Here is a 3,476-nt window from a genome sequence, read left to right on the forward strand (position 1 = left end):
ATTGTTATGGTACTATGCTTGCATGTTCCACTGCTCATAACACTTTGCAGTTGTATCTGCAAGCATATGCGCGATCAGATCACTTTAAGGAGTTTATTTTTAATACAGATCTTTGCAGCAAAGATTTTCTCCATAGAATCAGCAAATTCAACTTTAACTTTGCCTGAAGCAACTTCTTTGATAATTCCCTGACCAAACTTTGCATGTGTTACTTTGCTACCTTCAGGTAAGATTTCTTTAATTTCATCATCAGACATCTCAGGCTCAACCGGCTTTGGAGCAACATATACATGCTTTACAACCTTTTTGGAAGGCTTATAGTTTTCGTTATCACATAAAGTATCAAGGATTACATCCAGATTTTCATTTGTAAAGAAGATAATCTCGTGATAGAGATTTTTATCAGTTTCATTGAGTTTAAGAACTCTGTTACCATTTTTTACAAAGAGAATTGCCTTACTTCCAACTTCTTCATAACCTGCTATTGCATCTTCTACTTCTTCCTTGCTGTTTTCTCTAAGAACGATCGCAAGGCCGTCAGATTCAGCCATTCTCTTTATAGAATTGTAGTCCTTTTCTGTTGCATGAATCTGATATCTGTTATCGAGTAGGGTATTTACGTTAAGAATTGAGCCGTGATCTCCAAACTGACAGATTTTATTATTGTCTTCATCTCGGCCTGTAGTCATGATAAGGCCTTTTTCTTTAATGATTTCACATACTTCATCGTATGAATATAACTGATAATCCATTTTAATAACGCATTCCTTTTTTATTAATTGCTTTAGAAATTACACAGAAATGTATATTACATCATCACAGAACTGCTTTCAATATGGAATTTTTGTTAACTTTTATTTTGTTTTTAATACATAAAAAGGAGTATACGAATTGTATACTCCCTCCAAAAATATCTTCTATCAGCATATCCGCTTGTTTTATAACCATGTAGTCTGAAAATAAATTATCTTTAGAAGATAGGTGGTTCACATATTTTCTACCTTTTATCTTTATCGATGTTTTCAAGAAGGATTATGGTTATCACAGAATAAACGATTGTCCATAGTATTAGCCATTCCCAGCAGGTAAGCAGTACTTCAGGATCAAAATTGTATTCTTCTTTTTGATTGAGCTCTCCGGATTTCATAAGAAGTTCATCTCTCATATTGTTTTGCTCTATATAAGTGAAAGCTTCTAATAAAGGCTTCTCTCCTTCAACGTCGAGATTTTTCATCTTAAGAGCGTTATTCCATACGGATACCATAGGAAGTGAATTGTAATCGCCCTGAGAACATAAGGCTGTAAGCCCCCATTTTGTAGCTGTAAGGTTAGTTAGTGGCATTGCACTTTGAGGGATGCTGAAAAAACCTCCGGAAAAAAGGAGCTGTACTATAAGCATAAATGGCATTATAGTCATAGCTGTTGTCGTAGTTCTGGCAAATGATGAGATCAAAAGAGCCAGCATATCTGCGCAGTACGTTGTGAGGAATAAAGATATTCCGAAATCCATAAAGGCAAATGGTGTGATAAGACTCTTTTCCGGAAGCTTTACGCCCATGAACTTACATACATTAATGGTAATTATTACCTGTAATATACATAGAATAGCCTGGTAGATCATGTGAGCTGCAACATAAGAGCTTATATGAAGACCTGATCTGTGCTCCCTTTTTACAATTGCTCTTTCGCGGCATATCATCTGAATTGAATTAAAGAATCCGTTCCAGACGCATATACAGGAGAATGCGAAGGAACCCATAAGTGTTCCTTCCATGGTCACAAAAATATTTTTGCCCACAGAAAAGCCGACAAGAGCGGCTATTACAGCAGACATCGGCAGTACTTTCCAGTCATTTTGGAAAAGAAACATTCTAAACAGTTTTCCAAGATAAATAAAAGTTTGGGATAAACGTCCTTTATGTCGTATTCTTCTTACGCTCATAGCTTACACCACCTTCTCTTCTACCATGTCAGCATATTTTTCTACGAATTCATCAGCTTTTCCTTCGCCGCCTTCATCCACTTGGTTAATAGAAAGAAGGATATCTTCCATAGAATCTTTTCCAAAGAATTCATAAGCTTCATTAACAGGACCATAATAGGCAAGTCGGCCTGTTCTGGTCTTGTCCTTGGCAAGAACTATGACATCATCAAAAAGGTCTATGACTCTGTCAGGGGTATGAGTGATAACTAGAACTATCTTGCCTTCATCAGCTATTGCACGAAGCTTCTCAAAAAGGCTTCTGGCTACAACTCCGTCAAGTCCGGAATCAGGTTCATCCAGTATGAAAAGAGTTGGATCAGATATAAATTCCATTGCAATAGATAACCTTTTCCTCTGGCCACCGGATAACTTCTCGACAAGATTGTTCTTAACAGATTTAAGTCCAAACTGTTGCAACACTTCAGCAATCCTTTTATTTCTGTCAGAGGCGGATACATTTGATGGAAGACGCAGCGTTGCCGCATCTGAAAGAGTCATAAGTACAGTATCATTACCTCTCATCAGATCCTGCTGTGGGACAAATCCAATATCATACATCATCTTGGCATAGTCCTTGTATACATCATTATCTCCAAGTTTTATATTTGCATCAGCCTTTTCATAACCTGTTACTGCGTTAAGGTAAGTTGTCTTACCAGCACCTGAGCCTCCAAGAAGAAGGACCAGATGTCCTTTAGGAATCTGCATATGTATATCTTTTAAAAGAACTTTCTTTTTGAAAAAGTCTAAGACGGTTCTCTGATTTATGTTGACAGTAAGACCATTTTCTATTGCACTTAATTCACCACCAAATTCTTTTGCGCCTTCAAGCTTGCTGAAGTCTTTATATTTTTTGGATGGTTGAAAAGATGGGGAAAATCCCCAGATAATGGATGTTATTCCGGTAAAGATCATAAACATCCACACCCATCTTTTCTTCTTCTTAAATACTTCAGTAAGACCTATATAGATTCTTGCAGAGTATATGAATATGGCAACTACTACCCCTGCAAATGGTATAGCCAGTAGCAGAAATATCTGCATGTGAGATTCAGTCAGATCAAGGGCAAATTCCAATACAGAAAAGACAGCATACAGTATTGCATAGTGCCTTCCATCTTCTTCCTTATCAGCGCAGAGACTTAAGTGATATTCTCTTATTACAGGAATAAATGCCCATCTTTTTTTGATCTCACATTTTTTGAAAATCTGATAAGAACCTATTGATACCAAAAAATAAGTAACAGTCTGAAAAAAGTCAGTAAAATCCAAATACATTGTGTTTTCAGCCATTTGTGGCCTCCTATGTATATATTAATAAAATACTTTTTGGTGAAATGATAAGTGATATATAAAATGATCAAGATAACCCATCACCTTTAGGTGGTGGGAATATCTTGATTTCGGGTGCGGGGTTATAAGCCCCGTACCCGTAGAACTGCGTCAGCAGTGATTTTATAACGAGCAAAAAGCGAAGCGTTTGCGAGTTTAA

Annotated in this window: 3 protein-coding genes; all 3 read right to left on the minus strand. The window is 36.7% G+C overall.

Annotated elements, in window-relative coordinates:
* Window positions 1–74: 74 nt before the first annotated feature.
* A complete protein-coding gene (locus K6G87_RS03015) occupies window positions 75–752 on the minus strand; it encodes a hypothetical protein (RefSeq protein WP_296833702.1) in 678 nt (225 codons plus the stop codon).
* Window positions 753–997: 245 nt separating this feature from the next.
* Window positions 998–1,942 carry an ABC transporter permease gene (locus tag K6G87_RS03020; RefSeq protein ID WP_296833705.1) on the minus strand — a complete coding sequence of 315 codons (945 nt, stop codon included), beginning with the start codon at window positions 1,940–1,942 and terminating at the stop codon, window positions 998–1,000.
* Between the two features lie 3 nt (window positions 1,943–1,945).
* Complete coding sequence (locus tag K6G87_RS03025) at window positions 1,946–3,277, minus strand: ATP-binding cassette domain-containing protein (RefSeq protein WP_296833707.1); 1,332 nt, start codon at window positions 3,275–3,277, stop codon at window positions 1,946–1,948.
* Between the last annotated feature and the right edge of the window lie 199 nt (window positions 3,278–3,476).

This window comes from Butyrivibrio sp. (assembly GCF_024699075.1).